The 20,486-nt window shown below is 66.5% G+C and carries 23 protein-coding genes and 1 pseudogene; 7 read left to right on the top strand and 17 right to left on the bottom strand.

What is annotated here, in order from left to right:
• Positions 1 to 25: 25 nt before the first annotated feature.
• The 3 genes from ASF18_RS16625 to ASF18_RS16615 form a co-directional block, all read right to left on the bottom strand.
• The gene (locus ASF18_RS16625; RefSeq protein ID WP_056353168.1) at positions 26 to 1,024 is read right to left on the bottom strand and encodes a TIM44-like domain-containing protein; all 999 of its coding nucleotides are present in this window, start codon (positions 1,022 to 1,024) and stop codon (positions 26 to 28) included.
• A gap of 115 nt (positions 1,025 to 1,139) precedes the next feature.
• On the bottom strand, positions 1,140 to 2,255 hold the full coding sequence (locus ASF18_RS16620; protein ID WP_056353166.1) for an ATP-binding protein: 1,116 nt from the start codon (positions 2,253 to 2,255) through the stop codon (positions 1,140 to 1,142).
• Positions 2,256 to 2,342: 87 nt separating this feature from the next.
• The gene (locus ASF18_RS16615; RefSeq protein ID WP_056273458.1) at positions 2,343 to 2,975 is read right to left on the bottom strand and encodes a helix-turn-helix transcriptional regulator; all 633 of its coding nucleotides are present in this window, start codon (positions 2,973 to 2,975) and stop codon (positions 2,343 to 2,345) included.
• A 217-nt stretch (positions 2,976 to 3,192) separates the two neighbouring features.
• Here ASF18_RS16615 and ASF18_RS16610 point away from each other — a divergent pair, with 217 nt between their 5' ends.
• The 3 genes from ASF18_RS16610 (at position 3,193) to ASF18_RS16600 (ending at position 5,264) form a co-directional block, all read left to right on the top strand.
• Positions 3,193 to 3,585, top strand: a complete 393-nt coding sequence (locus ASF18_RS16610) for a DUF952 domain-containing protein (RefSeq protein ID WP_056353164.1) — start codon at positions 3,193 to 3,195, stop codon at positions 3,583 to 3,585.
• A complete protein-coding gene (locus ASF18_RS16605; protein WP_056353162.1) occupies positions 3,582 to 4,661 on the top strand; it encodes a quinone-dependent dihydroorotate dehydrogenase in 1,080 nt (359 codons plus the stop codon). The genes ASF18_RS16610 and ASF18_RS16605 overlap by 4 nt, the downstream gene beginning before the upstream one ends.
• A gap of 228 nt (positions 4,662 to 4,889) precedes the next feature.
• A complete protein-coding gene (locus ASF18_RS16600) occupies positions 4,890 to 5,264 on the top strand; it encodes a response regulator (protein WP_056353160.1) in 375 nt (124 codons plus the stop codon).
• A 51-nt stretch (positions 5,265 to 5,315) separates the two neighbouring features.
• Here ASF18_RS16600 and ASF18_RS16595 read toward each other — a convergent pair whose 3' ends face one another.
• From ASF18_RS16595 to ASF18_RS16570, 6 genes are all read right to left on the bottom strand, one after another.
• Positions 5,316 to 6,785 (bottom strand): PAS domain S-box protein, encoded by a 1,470-nt coding sequence (locus ASF18_RS16595; RefSeq protein WP_056353159.1) that lies wholly within the window; start codon positions 6,783 to 6,785, stop codon positions 5,316 to 5,318.
• Between the two features lie 324 nt (positions 6,786 to 7,109).
• Positions 7,110 to 7,562 carry a BLUF domain-containing protein gene (locus ASF18_RS16590; RefSeq protein WP_056353157.1) on the bottom strand — a complete coding sequence of 151 codons (453 nt, stop codon included), beginning with the start codon at positions 7,560 to 7,562 and terminating at the stop codon, positions 7,110 to 7,112.
• 169 nt (positions 7,563 to 7,731) lie between these two features.
• Positions 7,732 to 8,388: an SOS response-associated peptidase gene (locus ASF18_RS16585; protein WP_056353154.1), complete on the bottom strand. Its 657-nt coding sequence runs from the start codon at positions 8,386 to 8,388 to the stop codon at positions 7,732 to 7,734.
• Between the two features lie 3 nt (positions 8,389 to 8,391).
• The gene (locus tag ASF18_RS16580; protein ID WP_244472737.1) at positions 8,392 to 8,700 is read right to left on the bottom strand and encodes a hypothetical protein; all 309 of its coding nucleotides are present in this window, start codon (positions 8,698 to 8,700) and stop codon (positions 8,392 to 8,394) included.
• Complete coding sequence (locus ASF18_RS16575; protein WP_056218733.1) at positions 8,660 to 8,869, bottom strand: hypothetical protein; 210 nt, start codon at positions 8,867 to 8,869, stop codon at positions 8,660 to 8,662. Before ASF18_RS16575 ends, ASF18_RS16580 begins: the two co-directional genes overlap by 41 nt.
• 337 nt (positions 8,870 to 9,206) lie before the next feature.
• A complete protein-coding gene (locus ASF18_RS16570; RefSeq protein ID WP_056353150.1) occupies positions 9,207 to 9,467 on the bottom strand; it encodes a hypothetical protein in 261 nt (86 codons plus the stop codon).
• Positions 9,468 to 9,809: 342 nt separating this feature from the next.
• On the opposite strand from ASF18_RS16570, the gene ASF18_RS16565 reads away from it, so the two are divergent.
• A complete protein-coding gene (locus tag ASF18_RS16565) occupies positions 9,810 to 10,001 on the top strand; it encodes a hypothetical protein (protein ID WP_056353148.1) in 192 nt (63 codons plus the stop codon).
• A gap of 384 nt (positions 10,002 to 10,385) precedes the next feature.
• Here ASF18_RS16565 and ASF18_RS16560 read toward each other — a convergent pair whose 3' ends face one another.
• From ASF18_RS16560 to ASF18_RS24845, 4 genes are all read right to left on the bottom strand, one after another.
• On the bottom strand, positions 10,386 to 10,604 hold the full coding sequence (locus ASF18_RS16560; RefSeq protein WP_056218723.1) for a hypothetical protein: 219 nt from the start codon (positions 10,602 to 10,604) through the stop codon (positions 10,386 to 10,388).
• 139 nt (positions 10,605 to 10,743) lie between these two features.
• Positions 10,744 to 10,899 (bottom strand): hypothetical protein, encoded by a 156-nt coding sequence (locus ASF18_RS23800; protein ID WP_156649902.1) that lies wholly within the window; start codon positions 10,897 to 10,899, stop codon positions 10,744 to 10,746.
• 66 nt (positions 10,900 to 10,965) lie between these two features.
• Positions 10,966 to 11,532, bottom strand: a complete 567-nt coding sequence (locus tag ASF18_RS23180; protein WP_082487656.1) for a PilZ domain-containing protein — start codon at positions 11,530 to 11,532, stop codon at positions 10,966 to 10,968.
• 76 nt (positions 11,533 to 11,608) lie between these two features.
• Positions 11,609 to 12,085 (bottom strand): hypothetical protein, encoded by a 477-nt coding sequence (locus ASF18_RS24845; RefSeq protein WP_244472769.1) that lies wholly within the window; start codon positions 12,083 to 12,085, stop codon positions 11,609 to 11,611.
• A gap of 1,251 nt (positions 12,086 to 13,336) precedes the next feature.
• Between ASF18_RS24845 and ASF18_RS16550 the strand changes: the two genes are divergently transcribed.
• Complete coding sequence (locus ASF18_RS16550; protein ID WP_056353144.1) at positions 13,337 to 14,308, top strand: alpha/beta hydrolase; 972 nt, start codon at positions 13,337 to 13,339, stop codon at positions 14,306 to 14,308.
• Between the two features lie 24 nt (positions 14,309 to 14,332).
• Positions 14,333 to 14,632: a hypothetical protein gene (locus tag ASF18_RS23795; protein ID WP_156389575.1), complete on the top strand. Its 300-nt coding sequence runs from the start codon at positions 14,333 to 14,335 to the stop codon at positions 14,630 to 14,632.
• A gap of 788 nt (positions 14,633 to 15,420) precedes the next feature.
• On the opposite strand, the gene ASF18_RS16545 is transcribed toward ASF18_RS23795, so the two are convergent.
• The 3 genes from ASF18_RS16545 to ASF18_RS16535 form a co-directional block, all read right to left on the bottom strand.
• Positions 15,421 to 16,455, bottom strand: a complete 1,035-nt coding sequence (locus tag ASF18_RS16545) for an HlyD family efflux transporter periplasmic adaptor subunit (RefSeq protein WP_056273493.1) — start codon at positions 16,453 to 16,455, stop codon at positions 15,421 to 15,423.
• Positions 16,439 to 18,139: an ABC transporter ATP-binding protein gene (locus ASF18_RS16540; RefSeq protein ID WP_056353141.1), complete on the bottom strand. Its 1,701-nt coding sequence runs from the start codon at positions 18,137 to 18,139 to the stop codon at positions 16,439 to 16,441. Before ASF18_RS16540 ends, ASF18_RS16545 begins: the two co-directional genes overlap by 17 nt.
• A gap of 359 nt (positions 18,140 to 18,498) precedes the next feature.
• Positions 18,499 to 18,768, bottom strand: a complete 270-nt coding sequence (locus ASF18_RS16535) for a hypothetical protein (RefSeq protein WP_082487774.1) — start codon at positions 18,766 to 18,768, stop codon at positions 18,499 to 18,501.
• Between the two features lie 372 nt (positions 18,769 to 19,140).
• On the opposite strand from ASF18_RS16535, the gene ASF18_RS16530 reads away from it, so the two are divergent.
• The gene (locus ASF18_RS16530; protein WP_244472736.1) at positions 19,141 to 20,031 is read left to right on the top strand and encodes a LysR substrate-binding domain-containing protein; all 891 of its coding nucleotides are present in this window, start codon (positions 19,141 to 19,143) and stop codon (positions 20,029 to 20,031) included.
• Between the two features lie 124 nt (positions 20,032 to 20,155).
• Here ASF18_RS16530 and ASF18_RS24170 read toward each other — a convergent pair.
• Positions 20,156 to 20,486: pseudogene (locus ASF18_RS24170) on the bottom strand (methyl-accepting chemotaxis protein); the annotation flags it as partial.

Below are 20,486 nucleotides of genomic sequence, written 5' to 3'. Positions count from 1 at the left end.
GCGGCTCATCGCCGATGTCGGTCGTTCAGCGACCCTGCTGGATCGCCGAGAGGATCCAGCGGCCGCCGCGCTCGCGTACGAAGGTCCACAGTTCGACCGCCTCGGGCTCGCCGGTCTCGACGACCCGCTGTGTCTTACGGTCGAGAGTCACGTCCTTGATGGCGTAGCGCATCGCCACCGTGGCGTACTCGGCATTGCCCTCGCCCCAAGACTCGGAGAGGTCGCCCTGCAGCAGCTTCACGTCCGAGATCCGATTGACGACACCACGTGCCTCGTTGGCGCGCAACTCCTCGAGGAAGTAGCCGGCCATCTCCGGGGTGGCGAGGCTGCGGAGCGCGGCCGCATCCTCACGGCCATAGGCAGCCTGCACGTCGTTGAGGGCGATCTCGAAGCTCTCGAAGTCGCCCGGTCCGATCTGGACCGGACGCGCCTGCGCGGGCTGGACCGGTGCGGGACCGCGCTGGGCGTTGCCGTAGCCGCCGCCCGTCGGGGTGCCCCCCAGGGGTGCGCCACCCAACGGGCCCGGATTCGCGCCGGCGCCGTCGAGATTGGAGCGGGACAGGCCGGCCGCGGCCGGCTGGCCCTGGCGCCGGCGGAACCAGCGCACGGCGAAGGAGACGAGCAGGACCACGAGGCCGACCTGCAGGATCAGGCCGAGGAACGAGGCGATGCCGCCGAGGCCGCCGAAGAAGCCGCCGCCCAGGAGCGCGCCGAGCAGGCCTGCGCCGAGCAGGCCGGCCATGAAGCCGCCGCCGAAGCGCCGTCCGGGCTGGGCCGCGGTGTTCATGCCGGGATTGCCCATGGCGGGGCCGGGCTGGGTCTGCGAGCGCTGGATCGGGGCCGGGGCGCCGGGCGCCGTGGTGGTGGCCGAGGGCGGCGCGTAGGTGCGCGAGCCGCGCGAGCCCATGCCACCGCTGCTGCCGCTACCGGGACGCGCCTCGACGACGGGCGCTGCGAGAACCAGCGTCGCGGCGAGCGCGAGGATGGATGCCGCGCGCTTCCGGCGAGTGGTGGAGGTGAGCATGAAAACGCCTCTGGTGAACAACTGGGAAGTCCGGCGATGACGCCGCTCCTGATATGGTGACGTTCGCGCCGGAGTTTTAGTCCGCTGTTCTTGGCAGAATCCTGTTGGATTCCCCTCAGAGCGCGGAAGGGAACACCATCCGGACCGTGGCGCCCTCACCGGGCTTCGAGTCGATCGACACCGTGCCGTTCTGGCGCTTCACGAGGCCGTGGACGATGGCGAGCCCGGCACCCCGACCGGCCTCGCGGCTGGTGACGAAGGGCGCGAGGGCGCGGGCCGCCATCTCGGGGGACATGCCCTGGCCCTCGTCGGTCACCGTGATGCCGACGGCGCCGTCGCCGGGCCGCTGCAGGGCCCGGTCCCCCGGGGGCACCGCGAAGGTCGCGATCACGATGCGCCCGGGCGCCGGCATGGCCTCACAGGCATTGGCCACGATGTGGTTGAGGGCGAGCTCGATCTGGGTCGGGTTGCTGAGGCCGCAGGCGAGCCCCGGCGTGGTCCGGGTCTCCAGGGTGATCCGGGCCGGCAGCGTCGGGCCAGTCCGGGCGCCGAACGCTTCGATCAGCCCGTTCAGGTCGACCGGGCGGACATCGGGCGCGATGCGGCGCGAGAAGGCCAGGAGCTGGCGGGTCAGAGTGGTGGCGCGCTCGGCCGCGTCCGTGGAGCGGACGATGGCGCGCTGAATGAAGGGCTCGTCGCGGTCCCCCAGACGACGCTTCAGCCCGTCGATGTAGCCGATGAGGATCTGGAGGAAGTTGTTGAATTCATGGGCCACGCTGTTGGTGAGCAGGCCCAGCGCCTCGCGCTGACGGGAGAGTGCGAGGGCTCCCTCGGCGTCGTGGCGGCGGGTGACGTCCACGACCTGCGCCAGCCGGTAGGGGGTTTCCGGAACCGGGACGAGGTAGACCTGCACCCAGAATGCCGCACCGCCGCCCAGGCGCGCCAGCACCTCGACGCCCTCGGGCGCCCCACCGGAGAGGGCCGCCGCGAAGGTGGCGCCGGAGTCCCGGTCACCGGCGAGCCCGAGCCAGTCGCGCAGGTCGCCGTCGGAGGGCGCATCGGCGGGCCGGCGGACGAGGTCGCGGAGGGCGCGGTTGGCGAGGAGGATGCGGCCGCCGGGCGCGTCCGGCGCCAGCAGCGCGGCCGGCACGGCCGAGGCGGTCAGCAGTCGGGCGAGGCCGGCCTCCGGCGCGCTTTCCGCAGGGTGATCGTCCGTCCGGGGCGATGCCATGGCCTGTCCGCCGATCCGGGGCACGCGGCCCCTCCGGCCGCAAGGCATAGCCCCAACCGGGAGAACGGCAAAGCTGCGCCGGAGACGCTACTGGCGCACCCACATCACCCGGCCGATCCAGGCGATGTCGCTGACGTTGACGACCCGGTCCTCGTGGTCCGGGTTCAGCGAAGCGAGCTCGATGGTGCGTGCGGTCTTGCGCTTCAGTTCCTTAGCCAGCACCTCGCCGGCCGCGAGCCGCACCACCACCCGGTCGCCCTTGCGGACCCCGGCGGTCGGCGAGACGATGAGCACGTCGCCGTCGCGATAGAGGGGGGCCATCGAATCGCCCTGCACCTCCAGGGCGAAGGCGCGATCGTCGGCCAGGTCCGGAAACTCGATCTCCTCCCAGCCGGGACCGCCGGTGGGCATGCCCTCGTCGGTGAAGAGGCGCCCGGCGCCGGCCTGGGTCATGCCGATCAGCGGGATCATGGTGCGCGGCGGTCCATCGCGCGCTTCGATCAGACGGAGAAATTCGTCGAGGCTCGCCCCGGTGGCGGCCAGCACCTTCGAGACCGATTCGGTGGAGGGCCAGCGCTTGCGGCCATCGGGGCCGATGCGCTTCGAGCGATTGAAGCTCGTCGCGTCCAGTCCGGCCCGCCGAGCGAGACCGGACGCGGAGAATCCGTGACGTTCCGCTAGGCGGTCGATTGCGGTCCAAATCTGTTCATGAGACAGCATCGAAAGCTCAAAGCGTATTACGGGTAAGACGTCCAGCCTAGAGTTAGGAAAGTAGAACTATTCTACTCGGATGGCAATGGTGCGAAGGCTACCGATTCAGCCGGTCGCTTCATCCTCGGGTCCTCGCAACTCATGATGTCAACTTATCCGTGAGGTTGCAGTTTCGGACGTCGCGGCGGCGTTTGATCGGCCCTGCGAAACCCGGTACGGAGCGGGCATGGCGCTCATCTACAAGATCTCCCCCCGGGCCCTCTGGCGCAGGGCCGAGGATATCGGCCGCTTCGAGGGCGCCCCGATCGACCGCACCGACGGCTACATCCATTTCTCCACCGCCGCTCAGGTGGGGGAGACCGCGGCCCGCCACTTCGCCGGCGCCGAGGACCTCGTTCTGGTCGCCGTGGAGGCCGAAGATCTCGGGCCGGCCCTGCGATACGAACCGTCGCGGGGGGGCGATCTGTTCCCGCACCTCTACGCCGTCCTAGACCTGAAGGCCGTCCGGTCCGTGACCGACCTGCCCCTCGGGGCCGACGGGCGCCACGTCTTCCCGAGCGATCTCGGCGCAGCCCCCCTCGCCGGCGCGGGCCCCCAAGCGGAAGGACGCCCGGCATGATCGGCGCCCTCTTCCCCCTGGCCAAGCCCCTGCTGCACCGCCTCGATGCCGAGACGGCGCACAATCTCACGCTGCGCGGCCTCGCCGCCCTGCCCCCGCGCCGGCCGCCGGCCGACGATGCACGTCTCGCCGTCGAGGCCCTGGGCCGCCGGTTTCCGAATCCGGTCGGTCTCGCGGCGGGCTTCGACAAGGGCGCCGAGGTGCCCGATGCCCTGCTCGGACTCGGCTTCGGCTTCGTCGAGGTCGGCGGCGTCGTTCCGAAGGCGCAGCCGGGCAATCCCCGCCCCCGGGTCTTCCGGCTTGAACAGGACCAAGCGGTCATCAACCGCTTCGGCCTGAACAGCGAGGGCCTCGAGGTGGTGCGAGGCCGCCTCGCCGCCCGCCAGGGCCGGCCGGGGCGCGTCGGCGTCAATATCGGTGCCAACAAGGATTCGACCAACCGCCTCGCCGACTACGTGACCTGCACCCGCGCCCTGGCGCCGCTGGTGGATTTCGTCACCGTCAACGTCTCCTCGCCGAACACCCCCGGCCTGCGGGACCTCCAGGGCGAAGCCTTCCTCGACGAGTTGCTCGCCCGGGTGGTCGAGGCCCGCGACACGACCCATCCGGCCACTGCCATCCTGCTGAAGATCGCGCCCGACATCACCCTCGACGCCCTCGACGCGATGACGGCCACCGCCCTGCGGCGCGGCGTCCAGGGTCTGGTCGTGTCCAACACCACCATCGCCCGGCCCGGGACCCTTCGCGAGGCGAGCCTCGCCCGCGAGACCGGCGGCCTCTCGGGCCGGCCGCTCTTCGCGGCGGCGACCCGTCTCCTCGCCGAAACCTATCTGCGGGTCGGCGGAAAGCTTCCCCTGGTCGGCGTCGGCGGCATCGACTCGGCGGAGGCCGCCTGGACCAAGATCCGGGCCGGCGCCAGCCTGCTCCAACTCTATTCGAGCCTCGTCTATGCCGGTCCCGGGCTGATCCCGAAGATCAAGGTCGGGCTGGTGGAGCGCATGAAGGCCGAGGGCGTGCCCCAGCTCGCCCCCGTGGTCGGGCGCGACGCCGCCGCCCTGGCAAACCTGCCGGGCTGACGCCGCAGCGCCGGGCCAGCGCCCTTACGCTCTCTTCACGTCACCGGATCGCGCGACGGAGTGCCCCGCTTCCAGGGAGAACCCGGACCAGAGCGCGTCCCTTGCAGCATGGTGCTCAGCCATATCACCACACCGCGGGATCAAACACCGAGGCGGCCAAGGTCGGGAATGCCCCTGGGCCTAACGATCCCACAGGCAACCGTTCCGGAGGTCGCTTGTTGAACAGCAATGTCGAGGAAACGCGATCCCGAAACATCGTTGGTGCTTGTGGTCGAGGACGATGACCTTGTCCGCATGATGGCGGTCGACATGCTGGAGGATGCCGGCTTCTCGGTGGTAGAGGCACGTCAAGCCGATGAAGCCTGGTTCATCCTTCACGAGCGTTCGGACATCGGCGTGCTCTTCACGGACGTCGATATGCCCGGGTCTATGTGCGGAGTGACCCTGGCCGAGCGCGTCCACCACGCCTGGCCCGACATCCGGCTCGTCGTGACCTCGGGACGCAACCGGTTCGCGAATCGGGACATGCCGGATCACGGGTTGTTCGTCGCCAAACCCTACAGCTCCTCCCAGGTCGTCGACGCCATCCACCACGCGGCCTGACATCTGGATGGCGTTTACCAGAATGAGGATGCCAGACCGAACGGCGCCCCTTCAGTCTCGGGTGATCTCCAGCAGCGGCGCCTCGGCCGTGAACACGACGCCGCGCGGGCGGTAATCGATCTCGGCCGTCCCCCCGATCTCCTGGGCCAGGGCGCGCTCGATCATGCGGGAGCCGAAGCCGGTTCGCGTCGGTCGCGAGACCCGGGGTCCACCGACCTCCTGCCACTGGAACCAGAGCCGGTCGGGACTGGACCCATCCACGATATCCCAACTCACGATCACCCGTCCGTCGTCCCGCGAGAGGGAACCGTACTTGACGGAATTCGTCGCGAGTTCGTGGATGGCCAGCGCGAAGGCCAGGGCGACGCGCGGTGCGAGGCGCAGGATCGGTCCGCCGATCTTGAAGCGATGACCCTGCTCGACGCCGAACGGGTGCAGCGCCGCAATGACGACCTCCGTCAGAGTCGCCCAATCGCCACTGCCCCGGGCCAGCATTTCCGTCGCGGCCGACAAGGAACGTAGGCGGGACTCCATCGCGACCTGCGCCTCCTCCAAGGAAGCGGCACCCCGCAGCGTCTGGCGGGAGATGGATTGGACGGTCGCCAGGGTGTTCTGGATGCGGTGGTTGAGCTCGCCCGCAAGGAGGTCGCGGTGCTCTTCGGCCCGCTTGCGGTCCGTGATGTCCAGGCTGATCCCGGCGATGCTCAGAGGCGTGCCATCCGCGCGGTACGAGGCCTGGCCGCGAAACTGCAGCCAGCGTGTCTCGCCTCGCGGAGTGATGACACGGATCTCGACGTCGTAGTCCGAGTGGCCGGCAATCGCAGCGTCCCGGGCCGCGAGCTTCCTGGGGAGATCCTCCGGATGGATGGCCTTGAGCATCTCCTCGTAGGTCAGCGGTTCGTTCTGCGGGCGACCAAGGTTCTCCTTGAACCCATCCGACGAGACCAGGCGCATGACGCCGAGATCGAGCGTCCAGGCTCCGAGGCGTCCGGCCTTCAGGGTAAATCGGAGGCGCTCCTCGCTCTCGATGAGTTCGAGGGAGCGGCGGGCCGACTCCGCCTCCAGGGCGTCGCGGTCCTTCTGGAGGACGACAAGCCGCTCCTTTTCGAGGGTCACGTCATACTGCGAGGCGAAGAAGTAAGTCAGGTCGCCGTCGGGCGCGAAGACAGGCGAGACGAGGAGGCGGTTCCAGAAAGCGATGCCGTCCTTGCGGTGGTTCTTCAGGTCGATCTCGATGGTGACGCGCCGGTCGATGGCGTCCCTGACCCGCTTGACGTCCTCGGGGTTCGTCTCGGGGCCCTGCAGGAAACGGCAGTTGCGTCCGATGATCTCCGAGCGTTCGTAGCCGGTGAGCTTCACGAACGCGTCGTTCACGTACACGATGGGATTGTCGGGCAACCGCGGATCGGTGATCACCATCGGCATGCGCGTCGCCCGCACGGCAGCGGCGAAGGGATCGGAGCCGACGACGGAGCTGGTGATCTCGGCGTCGATGCGCGCGCCGTCTTCGTAGTCGTTCAAGTGTCGGCCGTCCCGGTGATCAGAAGTGTTCTAGTGAACGATCCTGATCAGGCCAGGGGTGTGATTGTCACACCGCCCATCGCCGCTGCGCGTTCGGTCCCGACGCTCGTGAACATCGGTAAGCGCGAGCCCAGCCGCCGATCTCGAAGACCTTCACGGGCATCAAGACCTGAACCTCGTCGGCGTTCGATCTTCCGCTCCAACGACCGGCGAGATCTCGGGCTGCGCCTCAGCCGCTGAACAGCGACCGAGGCCTCCCACGGCGTTCGATTCCAGTAAGGCCAGAGTGGTGATCGGCGCCACCAGAATGACGGTGGGATACCGTTAGCTGGCGAGACGCTGCGCCTGACGCTTGGCGGTATCGAAGGCCTGGAGGTCGAGCGCGAGGTTGATGACCTGCGTGCTCTTCAGGCGTGTGGGCTCGATGGCGCTGCCGATGCCATGCTGCAGGTAGACCTCTTCCACCTCCGGCGTCCGCATGGCGCCTCCCATGGTCCAGTTGGGAAAGAAGCGGCTCGGACTGTTGCGCGCATCCATGATGGTCGCCGTCGTGTGGCGCGGATCCCGTGCAATACGAGTATAAGTCGCGCTTACCTGCACTTGCTCACCCTCCAGGATCTGGATGAACCAGGTCTTGTCGAAGATCAGGAACCCGGTGATCCCGTCTCGGCTGTTGTTGCGCTGTGAGGCTGTGACGATCTCCCGCAAATTCGTCAGCATCGCCCGGTCGTTTCCGAGGACGACGTTGCGGCTGTAATAAACAAGCTGGTGGATCATCGCAGTTTTTCGCTTCTGCCATCAGGCGTTGTATGAGTAGATCTTTTTCTCTCTCGACCAGATGGATTGATAACGTAGTCCAGTGAAGATCGTCTTTAATCTGATTTGCTTGTTTGGCAGCTAAGTTAATCAAATGACAAGGTAGGAATTTGCGAAGCCGCTCGATTTTTCACTCTGCCGGATCCTTTCGAGATCCCGTCGCCACGATCCGCATCATCGCATCCGGCAGGGGACGCTGAAGCTCCAGCGCAATCTCGGTCGGGGCCGCGAGCCAGGTGCTCCACGCCTCCGGCGTCGTCAGCAGCACCGGCATGGCCTTCGGGTGGATCGGGCCGACGATACCGTTGGCCTCGCAGGTCAGGAAGGAGAACAGGTGGTGCTCCTCCTCGATGCGGTCGGGGTTCTCGGCCTTCGTGCCGCGCACCCCCGTCCAGGGGCGCCAGTTGCCGGCGAACGCAAACAGCGGCCGGTCCTCGCCGAGAGCGAACCAGGTCGGCGTCTTTCGCGGCTTGGTGTCGGCGTACTCGCTGAACGAGGAGACCGGTACCAGGCAGCGGTACTGCGGCTTCAGCCAGGGCCGCCAGTGCGGGCTCTTCACGTTGCGCACGTTGGTCACAGGATGCTCGCCGAACGACTTCGGGCCCGGGATGCCCCAGCGCAACATCTCCAGGACGCGTTCGCCGTCCTCGGTCACGCGCACGATCGGCGCGCGCTGATCGGGGAAGATGCCCGGCAGCGGCGGCAGGTTGCCGGTGCGATCGACCGACACGCCGAAGGAAGCGCGGATCTCGGCCTGTGGCGTGATCAGGCTGTAGAGGTTGCACATGGCTCAGGTCCTCGACGGCAGCCCCGCGGGTTCAGGGCCACCCGTGGTGTCGAGCTTGGCCCGGCACGTGATGCCGTAGACGTTGGGGGTCCGGCTTCCAACCTCGCGCTGGAAGCGGCAGGTTTGCGTGAGGGCCAGGTACACGTCTAGCACCGAGGCATGCGCGCCGAAGCGCTGGCGCAGTCGCTCGATCACATAGGATCCGCGCCGTCCGCAGGGACTGCACAGGAGGACGATGCGTTCGGCGCGGACATCGCACAGGCGCTCCACGTCAGGTGCCCCGACCGGGTCCGGCACCGCGAACGTAGCCATAGGAGATCCGCCGTTCGGCCGTGGCCAGCTTCGCCTCCAAGCTCAGGATGTCCTCGATGGCCTGCAGCAGGGCCCGGCGGGCATCGCCACCGGCCGCTTCTGCGTAGGCCAGAGCGATCATCTCGGCCTCGCTCATGGACGCCATCTCGGCGATCTGCGTTGCGGTCATGGGTCTTGTCCCCCCTTCAGTACAAAGCAGGAACATTCTGGACGGGCGCGGGTCAAACGCTTTGTGGACGACCTGTGCAGACCGGGGACAGAGGGCAGAAACGCCTTGCCAGGGGGAGCGTCACGCTGCGCTTCGAAAAGCTGTCAAGCATAGCAAGATACCCCCCGCGGCCAGGGCTAGGCGGGTCTCGAAGGCATATCCGTAGGGCTCGGCCTTTACAGGCTCAAGAAGGCATTGGCCGAGCCGACGATGGTGCAGACGATGCCACCCGCGAAGGCAGCGATCATCGCGGTGGAGAAGCCTTTCAGCAGCATGGGAGTCTCCGTCGCGAGTCCAATCAGCAGAGGTTTCCGCCCGAGGTCTGGCCGTATTGCTGGGTGGGGAAGTTCTGCTGGTTGGCGTTGCCCTCGGCGGCCGAGCTCATCGGGCAACCGAGATAGGCCGGAGGACGGCGCACGTCGTTGACCGAGCCCGTGGTCTCGACGTCGTAGGGTGCGAACGACGTGTAGCGAGAGGGGCTGTCATAGGCCATGGCGGACGAGATCGGAGCAACGCCAAGGACAAGGGCAGTAACGAGGGCGGCGATACGGGTCTTCATTAAAGCTTACGAGCTCCTTCACAGTACGAACCAATGTCTTGGTTCGTTTCTCTCTGTCTGAAACTAATATGGGGAGCTAATTTCATTCTTGACGTGCCAGGGGACACGCACTGCACCGGATTAAAACTGAGCGTCGCAAATCCGGCCTCGGCTGGTCAGGCACGGGGCACCGAAGAGACATCCCAAGGCGTTGCATCTGATAGAGGTATACCAGAGACATTGCCTGAGCGGACGTTTCCGATCCAGGATCCAGGCTGCCCCACTTGGCCACCTGTGATCCGATCCGGGCTACGATCTCGCAAATGCCAACCCCATATCCCGGTCGAGAGCGGAGACGATGTCGTGTTCACAGTGAAGGGGATTGATCCGAATGGCAGGGTGATGACCTTCGCCTGCGGCACGGACGAACAGGCGATGGAGAAGACGTGGGAGCTGCGGCGGCGAGGCTTTCGGGACGTCGTGGTCGTCGATCCCAAAGGCAAGGAGCTCGGCGATGGGGCGTTCGAGCGCTCCCTGGAGATCGACTGGGAATGAGCCGCGTGGCAGGCGGGTTACCCGGTGCGTGGCTCTAGCGCGTGCAGTCAGGCGCGACGCCACCGCATCGCGGCGAGCGTGCCCTCGATCTGCCCTCGCATTCATAGGTTCGCCGTCGAACGCTCCCCCCGGCTGCCGAGGGCATGAAAGGTTGCGATGGGCTCGTTCCGATGCGCCTCGCCCCGGGCGATCACGTCATCGCGTACCTCGACCGTCTCCGCGGGCAACCCGTTCGTATGCCCTCCCCGTTCAGGCATCTCGGCTTTGGCCGCCGTCGGCACGACATGGAACGCCCGGGAGGCCTTTTGGCTTGCGCGGGAACGACCGGCTTCACGAGCCTCGATCAGTCGAACCGGTGGTCGAATGGTGCGGTCCCCCCGACAGTCAGCCCGTGCGCCGCCCCTGTTCGGCCTCTGCGCGCCAGGCATCGCACTCGCGCTCGGCCTGCGCCAGTCGGAGACGCAGGGCCTCGTTCGCGGCGTGCTGCTCACCCGCGTCGACCGCCAGCTCGACGCATTGGTCCTGAACCTCCGCGAGTTGCCGGCGCAGCTCCGCATTCTCGATGACCACGGCAAGGAAATCGGCGCTGCGCTGGTCGCTCATTCCGTCCCCTATCACACCCATCCTGGGGCGGCGGGTCTATCTCAGCTCGCTGAACGCCACCACCCGGGACAGCGCGGCCCCCGGCCGCGGATCTCTGCCGCGCGATGCACGATGGCCTCGTACCGATCCACGGACTCCCTCAGGAGATCGCCCAGGCGAGCACCAGCATGCCGCCGAGGAACATCCCATAGGTGGCCATCACGGCGACGACTTCGCGATGCTGCCGGAGGACGGAATGGGAAGCGAGGGGCATGACGCGGGACCAGAAGCTGGAATGCCCCCTCTTCTGATCCAAGACCCCTCCTGAGGCGAGACCTTCGGCCTGCGGAACGAACGAGAAACATCGCTCGTGGTGCGGCGGTCACAAAGCCGCCGAACGACGGCCTTGCCCCTTGCTGAAGGGAGGCGCCAAGAGCTTTGCGGTCGAAGCCGGCATCAGAGCCGCGCTGGTGCTGCGAAGCGCTTCCCGAGATTGATCAAACGGATCCGGCAAGGGCTCGATATACGCCCAGCCCATGGCGTTGCGCCGCTCGATCAGATCCATCACCGCGTCGACGGCTCGACGAAGACGCACCCGGGTCATCGTGGCTTCGCTGTCCAGGGCTGGGTTGAGCGCTTCGAAGACGAGGTCTTCCTTGAACGCGGTCTCGATGAGGATTTCCTCTATTTCATGACGAACAGGATCAAGGAATTCGATGCCATAGCCGTCCGCTTCTCGCCGGGCGATGCGACACGCACGGGGTAGGCTGCTCAAGCCGATCGCAAGATCGAAATTTGCCGGGATGGGCGCGTTCTTCGGCGTACGCACGAAGCTTCCGTGAGTGGAGATATCTGTGATGAGGCAAGGAATAGGGTTACTTGAGAGCGGAACGAAGATCCTTGCCTCCAGATTGCATTGCTGTCTTTTAAATCGCCGCCGATCAGGCATCTACTATACCATTTTTTTGCATTAATACATCAAACTCGAGCCAATATCCCGATTGCCGGGTTAACAAACAATGAAATTACCCGGGAAAAGAATTTTGTGTCTCTGCGGAACTTCCTGTGAGACATTGGGTACATGCAAATCTAGTACGGGCCCTGAAGAGATCACCTAAAGCGTTGCGCCTGAACAAGGTATACCAGCGCCGGCGCTGGTGCTCGGGTCGATGGGGGTTCATGAGGCTGCGCTGGCCGAAGGCCGAAGGGTCCCGAGTCGCGTTGTTCGTCGTGTCGCGGTCGCCGGTGGCCAGGATCACGCGTGTGGTTCGTACGGTACCCAGAACATCGTCGGCCCCACTCGCCGGACAGACGAAGCGCCCGGCCCCGTCACGCCAGGACCCCTCCTCTCCGTCCCACCGGCGCCCATCCGTCAGATGGAAGACGCGCCGTCCATGCGGACGGGCGCAGACCTCGCAACGTCCCTTGGCTCGCTCCAAGCGGATCACGGCCGAGAGATGCGGCCAGTCGGTGGGGTAGACGAAGCGGTGCTCGCGCCGGATCCGCTACGTCTGCCTCGCTGCGGGGGCGGGCCTGGAGGAACTCGCTGAAGAGCGTGTCCCGGCTGACCCCGAGGCGCGTGGCGATGGCCGCGATCGATAGAGTCGATGGTGCGCATCATCTGGACGAGCGAGCGTCCAGACGACGAGCACGTCGGTGGGGCGGAGTGAGGCGAGGGCCGCCTCGAACTCGGGGCCCTTGATCCCGGCCTTATCGAACGTCTTCTCCTCGAGCAGGCACTCGCAGCCGGCTCGTGTCAGCGCATCACGCTGCAGGTCGAGGGTCGAGACGAGGGCATATCGGGATAGTGATTCCGGTACGTTTCATCCGCAATGGAAATCCAATCCTATCTTTCCCGACAGAGATGGGGCGTCTCGAGGGTGCGTAGATCGGACCCGGCAAGGGTAATCGGAAAACAATCGGATCTTCGACATCCCGGCCATTCGAGCGAATGTCTAGTGCTTTCTGGGGTTCATCATCGAGGTTCCATCGCAACCAATCACCCTGCGATCAGTTTCTTGTGATCAGCACCTCCGAACGCGTCTGCGCCGTTCCCGGCTGATCCAAGGACATCGACATGCGGGCTTTAAAGGCGATGACGATCGCCGCGCTGGTTCTGAACCCAGCCCTTGCACGCGCGCAAGGCGCATTGAGTCAGCCCACGCCCGATAGCAGCGGCGGAACCGGTAGACCTGCGAACCTTTGCACGGAACTCGTTGCCTTCGTGAAACAGCCCGAGGCCGCGACAAAGGCCGCGGAGGCACCGCCACAGCTCGCAACAGCGGTGACGGCCAAGAAGAGTGACGATACGTCAGCGAAGCCCTCAGCTCCGGGCACGCCCCAGAACACCTCGGGTCAGAGCGGGCAGATCACCGCCTCCGGACCGGGTGCGGCTGGCCCCCAGGGTGAGGCGCAGAACAAGGCCGCTCCGGCAGGCTCCACGGCCACGGCATCGGGACCTGCGAAGGTTGCGTCTGCGACGGTCCCGGCTGCGCCCGCGGCTCCCAAACCTTCCGCCGAGAACGTGCAGCAGATCGAGAGCGCGGCGGGCACGAACGACATCCAGGGTTGCCGAGCCGCTGCTCAGACCATGCGGCGGGCCGGCGTCGTGATGCCAGGGCCACTCCTGGCTCTCGCCGCGATGGCACCCCGGCTCCTGGAAACCGCCCCTCGTCCCTGAGAACGCTCGACCCCCATCGCACGCGCACCGTCTCCTCGATCAGGGAGCCACTTTCACCACAGAGGATCACACTATGACGCGCCGCTCGACCACGCCCTGGCTGGTTCCCGCTCTCATCGGGTCTGCTGCTGCTCTTGGTGCATCCGCGCTGTTTGCGGTCGTGAGCGCCCGCGAAGCCGAGCGGCGCACACCGCCCATCGGCGACTTCATGACCGTGGATGGTGTGCGTTTGCACTACATCGTCCGAGGCCACGGTCAGCCCTTGGTGCTGATCCACGGCAACGGCACGATGATCCAGGACTTCTTGGTCAGCGGAATCGTGGACGAACTCGCCAAGCGCTATCGGGTCATCATCTTCGACCGGCCGGGCTATGGCTACAGCAGCCGGCCCCGCGGGATCTGGACCCCGCGGGCTCATGCGACGTTGTACGAAAAGGCTCTGGAGCGGCTTGGCGTCTCGAACGCGGTGGTCCTTGGGCACTCCTGGGGCAGCCTTGTCGCCATCGCCCTGGCGCTGCAGGCGCCAAGCCTCGTGCGGAGCCTCGTCTTGGCTTCGGGCTACTACTACCCGACGCTGCGAGCCGATGTGATCCTGGCTTCACCCCCGGCGATCCCCGGCATCGGGGACGTCCTGCGCTACACCGTATCGCCACTCGTTGGTCGAGCTCTCATGCCTGGCATGATCAAGGGGATGTTCGCGCCGGCTCGTGTGCCGGAGCGGTTTGATCGGGAGTTCCCCGAGGAGATGATGCTGCGACCTCTGCAGCTCCGAGCATCCGCTGAGGATGCTGCGTTGATGACCCCGGTGACGGTCGAACTGCAGGCGCACTACCGCGAACTCAAATTGCCCGTCGTCATCATCGCCGGGGCCGACGATCAGATCGCAGATGTCGAACGTCAATCCGAGCGATTGCACCACGCCTTGCCTCAGAGCGAATTCATCGTCGTCCCGGGCATGGGCCACATGATCCATCATCTCGCGCCAAAGCAGGTCGTTCAGGCCATCGACCGCGCGTTCGAGATGGCACGCGGCGACCGTGTGTAATCAGAAAGGGCGGGACGATTTCGCATGGCACACTACATCGCAATCGAGAGAGCTACGGGCCGCGTCTACGGCGATACGGCACGCTTTGGTCAAGCCGGAAACGTGGCTTCCCCGGATGATGCGGTCTTTCTCTTTGACCGCCATCATGGCCGTGCGGCTCGCGGGTTTGGTCACGTCGGGCCAACGAGCACGGCGGCAAGCTATGACGTCTATGAGATCCAGCCATCCGGCTCTCATGCTCCGACGGCCAGCGAGGCTGGAGCACAGGCCCTCGTGAAGGACCACGGATCGTGGGTGGTCGCGCTCGTCAGCTACAATTCCTGACGGACCTAGGACCGCGCAATCGATCTCGTCACGGAAAAGGCCAGAAACGCACTGGCTCAGACGGAAAGAGCTGCGATCACCAACAAATCGACGTCCGGCTCAAGCCACTTCAAGCCGGCCCCGATGTGCCAGGCATGAAGCCAGAAGCCGCTGATGGGAAGTGCAAGCACCGCTGTCGTCACAAGGTAGATGCGCCACCTGAACATCCGGCGAGCCTACGCCCGATCACGTGGAAGCGCTATTCCCGCAACATGTTACGCCTGTCCCACGCATGGCGAAGCCGGTCAGCGCGACAGGCGAGCAAGGCTCCCGCTCCCATCGGACCAACCGGCTTCAGTCGTACAGTATTGCGGCCGGCCGTGTCGGCCAGCAGCGTGATCGGCTCGGACCGAGGCAAACACCCCATCTCCGATCTGACAGATGCAGTTTCGGTCAAGGTGGTTAAAGCTTCCTTACCCGTCACCGGAAGACCGCGAACCGAAACGGTGGGCCTTCGCGTTTCAGGCCGGCCTGAAGGTCGGCTGACAGCCGCCTCGGCGACGTCTGATTTCGGAACGACCGCTGTTTCCCGACATCGTTGCCGTCCGGTGTGCGTATGACCCCATCGTGAAGCGGGCCATCCGCATTCGACCCACCCCTGCCCTTCAGCGTCCTTGAGGCGATGCTGGGAAGCAGGCGTTCGACACCCCATCCAGGATCGGAATCCTCGAACGCAGGAACCGCGCGGATGGCCGCCATCGGCCTTCCGACCATCGGGGAAGACAACGGGCGTACAGTTCGACGGCGTCTCATCTTGTCGCCTCCTGCCCCTCGCGACCGGGCCTGCGGAATTCCAGTGGGAAGTTGTTCAGGACGCGCCAGAGTTCGTAGCCGACCGTCACCGTCTCCATCTGGATCCAGCCGCGCACCTTGGCGCCCAGGGGAATGAACGCGACGTCCGGCCAGGCGATCTTGCCGGGTGCCGGCTCCACCAGGACCCGGAACAGGCCGTTCGGCTGAGCCGAGGGGTCGATCATCCGAACCTGCCCATCGAACAGGCCGTGGGCCACCGATGGCCAGCCGCTGAATTGAATGGCCGGCCAGCCCTCGAAGGCGAGGCGCACGGGCTGCCCGGGCCGGATCAGGGCCACGTCGCGGCCATCGACCATCAGTTCCACCACGCGCGTGGAGGCGTGCGGAGCCAGGGTGGCGAGGATGTCCCCGGCATTGACCAGGGTCGCTCCGGCCGCCGCGTTGATATGCAGGATCCGCCCATCGCGTGGTGCGCGCACCAGCTGCGCCGCCTGACGGTTCGCCGTCACATCCAGGCGACTCAGCTTCCCCCTGACCTCGGCCAACCGCACGCGGCGCTCCGCGACACGGATCTGCGCAGCCTCGAAGTTGCGCCGCGTCACGAAGCCCTTGTCCGCGGCCTCCCGGGTCTGGCTGACCTCGCTCTCGGCCACCCGCACCGCTTGTTCGGCGGCCGCGATCTCGGCCTCGATCTGCTCCCGCTCGGCCCCGAGCCGCTGAAGCAGGAAGGGGTCGTTGTCGGCCAGCCGTGCGATCGGATCGCCCGCCCGGACCCTTTGGCCATCCTCCACGTACCAGTGCTCGACCCGCCCTTGGACGAGGGCCGTGATCGTCTGCACGCGGTCGGCCGGGTTGGGCGCGATCACGCGGCCCGTTCCGGCCGAGGTCTGGACCCAGGGCACGGTGAGGAGGATCAGCGCCGCCAGGACGAGGCCGATACCGAGCATCCAGGCGAGCGCGAGGGCGGCACGGGGCGGGCGGATCGCGGTCAGCGTCGGGAAGTGATGCAGGTGTTCAGGCCGCGACAGCACGGGACGTCTCCTTGTCGTTGGCGCGGGCGAGCAGACCCGCGGGATCCGCGAACCGGACCTGGTCGCGCCTGCAGAGCCAGAGATAGCCGTCGTAGGCCTGTATCTCGGGACGTTGGGTGAAGTGCAGAACCGTCGTGCCCGCCTGGCGCAGGGCCACCAGCGCCGCCGCGACGTGTTCGGGCGCCACGAGGTCGTAGAGGGTACTCAGGATCAGGAGCTTGGGGGGCCGCGCCACCGCCGCGGCCAGCTTCAGGGCCATGATCTCGCGGGTCGAGAGCGGCCAGCCCGAGGACGAGAGCGGGGTGTCGAGGCCCTGCGGCAGGTGCAGGATGCGCTCCGACAGACCGAGGCGGTCGAGGCAATCCTGGGTCGTGGCTCCTCCCTGGTCGTCCGCGAGGGCGAGGTAGGCGCGGATCGTGGTCTCGACGAGCGTCGGACGGTCGAGAACCAGGATCTCGGAGCGCAGGCGGTACATCTCGAAGGAGGCGATGTCGGCCCCGCCGATCATCACCAACCCGCGCCGCGGCTGCACCGAGCGCTTGAGCAGCGCGGCCACCGCTTGCTCGACCTGCGCCTCCGCGGTGACGGCGACCTGCTCGCCGCTGCCGACGGCGAAGTCCAGGCGCCCGCCCTCGACCTCGACGTCGCGTAGGCGAAGGGAGCCGGTCGCCGGCACCGCCCCCGTCCGCGCGAGGTCGTTCTCCTGCTCGATGTCGTAGAACAGCGACAGTTCGTGCAGCGCGGCCACGAGGTCGTAGAAGCTCTCCAGGTAGGAGCCGAGCTGCGAGATGCCGTAGAACACCCCCGACAGGACGAGTTCGGCCGCCACGAGCTGCCCGATCGAGAGCTGGCCCTGCAGGATCAGCCATCCGCCCAGCGCCAGCAGGGCCGCGCTGGCAACGGCGTAGACCGTAAGGCAGCCGAGGGTCTGCGCGAAGGTGTGGCCGAAGTGGCGGCGGTGCGCCCGCACATAGGCGGCCGTCACGGCTTCCGAGCGCTGCAGGGCGAAGCCGAGGTGGCGGCTGCTCTTGTAGAACCCGTTTGAGCCGCCCACGCTCTCCAGCCAGCGGGCGGTGTCGTGCTTGGCGTGGCTGAGCCGCACACCCGAGCGGATCGCCGGGCCGGCCCAGACCAGCCACAGGAACAGCAGCGCGCCGACGAGGACCCCGTTAAAGGCCAGGAAGAAAGGGTGGTAGAAGCTCGTCAGGATCAGGCCGAGGGTCGATTGGAGGACGATGGCAAAGCCGCCGATCAGAAGGTGCGGCACCGCCCTCTGGACCGTCATGAGGTCGAAGAACCGATTGAACAGGTCGCCCCGCTGGGCGTCGTCGAAGAACGGATTGCGGGCGTGGACCGCGCGCAGGGTGATCTCCGCCACGATGCGGCCGAAGACGCGCCGCTCGAACAGCGCCATGAGGTAGACCCGGGCGGCGCTGAGCGCCGCCGCGATCGCCAGCAGGAGCAGGAGAAGTCCGGACAGCACGAACAGGGGCGCCGGCAGCGCGGTGTTCGCGACCGAATTGATCAGCAACTGGACCGAGATGGGCGTGGCAAGGCCCAGGAGGGCGATGGCGGCCCCGTAGACGACCGCCATCCAGACGTATCCGGCCTCCGGCTTCAGGAGGCGTCCGATCAGCTTGCGGGCCTTTGCCAAGGTCAGCGGTGTGTGCGGCGGCGCGATCATGGTTCACATCGTTCCAGGGTGGCGCACGCAGCCGCTCGCGATCCGCGGCCGGCCAGTGCTCGGATTTCGGATGAGGACGGCGCAGCCTTTGCCCCGGCTGCGCGTCCGCGCGGACTCGACCGATCCGCTCTGCAACGGGCGGTCGGCTGGGCGCCTGACGGGCGACTCGCACTCCAGGCAGCTGCGGGAAAAGCGGTCCTGCCGGATGCAGGGCTCTGCGGGGGTCTTGGAACGCATGTGCGGCGGGCGCTCGCGTAGCGGTTCGCCAGAGCCTGTCGGCTTTGGCGAACCGAGGGGGGCTGGCCGGCGGCCCGCGGGGTCAGCGTCGTCCACCGGCCCATGGGCCGGCGGCAGGGGCGTCAGCAGCGATAACCACCCGAGACCTGACCGTACTGCTGGACCGGAAAGTTCTGCTGATTGGCGTTCCCTTCCTGAGCCGAACTCCGCTGGCAACCGTATGCGCTGTAGCCCTGATCTGTCGGCAGCGTGATCGCGCCGGTGACCAGACCGTCCCAGGTGGTGGGGGGAAGGGGGCGCTGCTGCGGACCGACCCGGTAGTCGGCCATCGCCACCGAGGTCGCCCCGGCGACACCGAGGGCGACCACGAGCGTCGCAGCAAAGGTCTTCATCACGGCTTTCATGGCTCATCTCCATTGCTTGGGCTTGGGACACGCGAACCGGTGGGTTCGCGTGATTGGGCTGGGGCTCGAAGCGGCCTCTGTCCGCCGCATCGGTCCCGTGCTGCCACAACAGAGATTTGGATAAGCCCAGGCAATCAACAATGTCTCCGTCACAATGCAAAGCATTGCGTTTTCAAATGGAGCGATCACCGCCGCTTACGATACGGCAGAAGTCATTGTATTCAAAATACCCACAAGCATACACTTCAGTCTTCATGTGCGATCCGTCACACGGGAGCTGAATTCGGTCAATCTGCTCAGCGAGACTTTGTCCCAGCTTCTTGTACGGCGAATGAAGGCCTCGACATCAAAGGGATGCCGATGCCATCGCTCCCCTTCGATCTCGATCTTCTGCGCACCTTCGTGGCCATCGTCGACAATGGCAGCTTCACCCGCGCCGCCCGGCGCATGGAGCTGACCCAGTCGACGGTCTCCCTGCAGATCAAGCGGCTGGAGGAGGGCCTTGGACAACGCCTGTTCGACCGGGATGGTCGGGAATTGCAGTTGACGCCCGAAGGCGAGGTTCTGCTGACGTATGCGAGGCAGATGCTGAAGCTCGGGAGCGAGGTCCTTTCTCGCATCGTCGAACCGGATGTGCGGGGCGTGGTTCGGCTGGGCACACCCGAGGATTTCGCCACCGTGCACCTATCGGACATCCTGGCCCGCTTCGCGCGCGCCCACCCGCAGGTCGCGCTGGAGGTGTGCTGCGACTTCACCGTGAACCTGCTCGACGATTTCTCGAAGGGCCGCTACGACCTGATGCTGTTCAAGCGCGAGCCCCAGGGGTCCGGCGGCGGCACGAAGGTCTGGCGGGAAATCCTCGACTGGGCCGCATCGCCCCGCCTCCTCACGGAAGCCAGCGATCCGGTGCCGCTCGTCCTTCCGCCTTCGCCCGACGTGTACCGCCGGCGCGCCTTGTCCGCGCTGGATGCGAGCGGACGCCCCTGGCGCGTGGTCTACACGAGTCAGAGCCTGGCGGGCCTTCAAGCGGCGGTTCAGGCGGGACTCGGTGTCACCGTGCTGCCGACCGAGATGATCCCGGCGGGACTGGTCTCGGTCGGCAATCGCCTACGATTGCCGAAGCTGCCGGACACCGAGATCGTCCTCTACCGGGCGCCCGGCCCCCTCTCACCGGCTGCAGAACTCCTGTCCTCCACGATCATCGCTGCACTGGAGCGGCACGCGACCTGCCAGGAAACAGTCGCTTTGTAGCGTCGCCGGTCCGGCAACACTGTCGTCCTGCGAACACCGCAGGTGGTCCGAAACGTCCCGAAACAGGGCTGCACCGTCTCGTCGATGGGAACCTCATCACCGTGTCCGGCGCTTTGCCGGCCATCTATGCCGCCCGCACCGTTGCGAGAAATTGACGGACCTGGGCGTTCAAGTGCTCGGACTGGCGTGACAGCTCGGAGGCGGCGCCCAGTACCTGGCTCGCAGCCGCGCCCGTCTCTTCGACGGCGCCGGCTACCCCCGAAATGTTACTCGTGACTTCGCTCGTCCCCATCGCGGCCTGCGCGACGTTGCGCACGATTTCCTGGGTGGCGGCCCCCTGCTCCTCCACCGCCGCCGCGATCGTCGTTGCAACCCCGCTGATGTCCTGAATACGTGCGGTGATGCTGCCGATCGCCGAGACGGCACGCGCTGTCGAGCCCTGGATCTGGGCGATA

It is taken from the genome of Methylobacterium sp. Leaf89 (assembly GCF_001422215.1).
Taxonomy (GTDB): domain Bacteria; phylum Pseudomonadota; class Alphaproteobacteria; order Rhizobiales; family Beijerinckiaceae; genus Methylobacterium.
This window is presented reverse-complemented; position numbering and strand designations above follow the sequence as displayed.

What these genes read in the sequence shown, in the direction of transcription:
- ASF18_RS16625 (WP_056353168.1), bottom strand. Translation starts at nt 1,024, where the DNA reads ATGCTCACCTCCACCACTCGCCGGAAGCGCGCGGCATCCATCCTCGCG.
- ASF18_RS16620 (WP_056353166.1), bottom strand. Translation starts at nt 2,255, where the DNA reads ATGGCATCGCCCCGGACGGACGATCACCCTGCGGAAAGCGCGCCGGAG.
- ASF18_RS16615 (WP_056273458.1), bottom strand. Translation starts at nt 2,975, where the DNA reads ATGCTGTCTCATGAACAGATTTGGACCGCAATCGACCGCCTAGCGGAA.
- ASF18_RS16610 (WP_056353164.1), top strand. Translation starts at nt 3,193, where the DNA reads ATGGCGCTCATCTACAAGATCTCCCCCCGGGCCCTCTGGCGCAGGGCC.
- ASF18_RS16605 (WP_056353162.1), top strand. Translation starts at nt 3,582, where the DNA reads ATGATCGGCGCCCTCTTCCCCCTGGCCAAGCCCCTGCTGCACCGCCTC.
- ASF18_RS16600 (WP_056353160.1), top strand. Translation starts at nt 4,890, where the DNA reads ATGTCGAGGAAACGCGATCCCGAAACATCGTTGGTGCTTGTGGTCGAG.
- ASF18_RS16590 (WP_056353157.1), bottom strand. Translation starts at nt 7,562, where the DNA reads ATGATCCACCAGCTTGTTTATTACAGCCGCAACGTCGTCCTCGGAAAC.
- ASF18_RS16585 (WP_056353154.1), bottom strand. Translation starts at nt 8,388, where the DNA reads ATGTGCAACCTCTACAGCCTGATCACGCCACAGGCCGAGATCCGCGCT.
- ASF18_RS16580 (WP_244472737.1), bottom strand. Translation starts at nt 8,700, where the DNA reads ATGGCTACGTTCGCGGTGCCGGACCCGGTCGGGGCACCTGACGTGGAG.
- ASF18_RS16575 (WP_056218733.1), bottom strand. Translation starts at nt 8,869, where the DNA reads ATGACCGCAACGCAGATCGCCGAGATGGCGTCCATGAGCGAGGCCGAG.
- ASF18_RS16570 (WP_056353150.1), bottom strand. Translation starts at nt 9,467, where the DNA reads ATGAAGACCCGTATCGCCGCCCTCGTTACTGCCCTTGTCCTTGGCGTT.
- ASF18_RS16560 (WP_056218723.1), bottom strand. Translation starts at nt 10,604, where the DNA reads ATGAGCGACCAGCGCAGCGCCGATTTCCTTGCCGTGGTCATCGAGAAT.
- ASF18_RS23180 (WP_082487656.1), bottom strand. Translation starts at nt 11,532, where the DNA reads ATGCCTGATCGGCGGCGATTTAAAAGACAGCAATGCAATCTGGAGGCA.
- ASF18_RS16550 (WP_056353144.1), top strand. Translation starts at nt 13,337, where the DNA reads ATGACGCGCCGCTCGACCACGCCCTGGCTGGTTCCCGCTCTCATCGGG.
- ASF18_RS23795 (WP_156389575.1), top strand. Translation starts at nt 14,333, where the DNA reads ATGGCACACTACATCGCAATCGAGAGAGCTACGGGCCGCGTCTACGGC.
- ASF18_RS16540 (WP_056353141.1), bottom strand. Translation starts at nt 18,139, where the DNA reads ATGATCGCGCCGCCGCACACACCGCTGACCTTGGCAAAGGCCCGCAAG.
- ASF18_RS16535 (WP_082487774.1), bottom strand. Translation starts at nt 18,768, where the DNA reads ATGAAGACCTTTGCTGCGACGCTCGTGGTCGCCCTCGGTGTCGCCGGG.
- ASF18_RS16530 (WP_244472736.1), top strand. Translation starts at nt 19,141, where the DNA reads ATGCCATCGCTCCCCTTCGATCTCGATCTTCTGCGCACCTTCGTGGCC.